Genomic DNA, 853 nt, shown 5'->3' with positions numbered 1-853 from the left:
CAATCATAATAACATATGCGTGCGCCTACCAGAACCCCGGAAGGTCAACTCATCCGCTCGATTCTCAACGAGACTAGTGAACTCACACAACCTCATCTACCTATTGATCCGGGTTTAGTTGGAGATCTACTCAACGGAATCTTAGGTGACAAAATTGAACTCATAGCGCAATCACGTCAGGAAGCTCTTTCTGGGTTTAATAACCGTCTCCGCGAACGTTGGGAGTCGCCGTTGAATAAATTAGAATTTCTTTTAATCCTGTCCAGTGAAATTGGGAGTTATACATTTATTGAGCGTCTTCCGGAAAAAGAACAGAACCTTGATCCGAGGTATCACGCAATGAATGAATTACATAGTCGTGCTATTCAGGTTGGATATGAAATAATAACGTTACTTTCAAATGGACATGCTGATGGCGCGTTAGCTCGGTGGCGTTCCTTACATGAGACTGCCGTTTATTCACATTTCATATTAAAATCAGATCCTAGTATTGGTTCACGATTTATTGATTACAAATTATTGGAACAGATCCAACTTATCGAAGAGAATGAGAAACACTCTGGTGATTCAATTGACACTGACCTAAGAGAAGAGTATGATCAGCTGAAGCAGCTGCTTGTTGAAAAATATGGCAAACCATTCGATGACGGGGGGTACGGATATGGGTGGGCTGCCGAGGAATTTGATAATAAAAGTGCCTCATTCAGGAGAATTGAAGAAAAGTCTGGGTTAGATATCTATCACCCCGCCTATGTATTGGCAAATAATAACGTTCACTCCGGTTCTATAGGGTCCCAATGGCATATCGGTGTGATGGATACAGATAACCGGGATCTGCCAAACGTTACGGGTA

At 42.2% G+C, this 853-nt stretch carries 1 protein-coding gene; it reads left to right on the top strand.

Annotated features, from left to right (window positions below; translation table 11 throughout):
* Nucleotides 1–15 precede the first annotated feature (15 nt).
* Nucleotides 16–853: DUF5677 domain-containing protein (locus DVK07_RS22490; protein ID WP_233565547.1), on the top strand; the 838-nt coding region annotated here is incomplete at its 3' end.

Origin of the sequence: Halorubrum sp. Atlit-26R, from assembly GCF_003666015.1 — an archaeon.
Classification (GTDB): domain Archaea; phylum Halobacteriota; class Halobacteria; order Halobacteriales; family Haloferacaceae; genus Halorubrum.
This window is presented reverse-complemented; position numbering and strand designations above follow the sequence as displayed.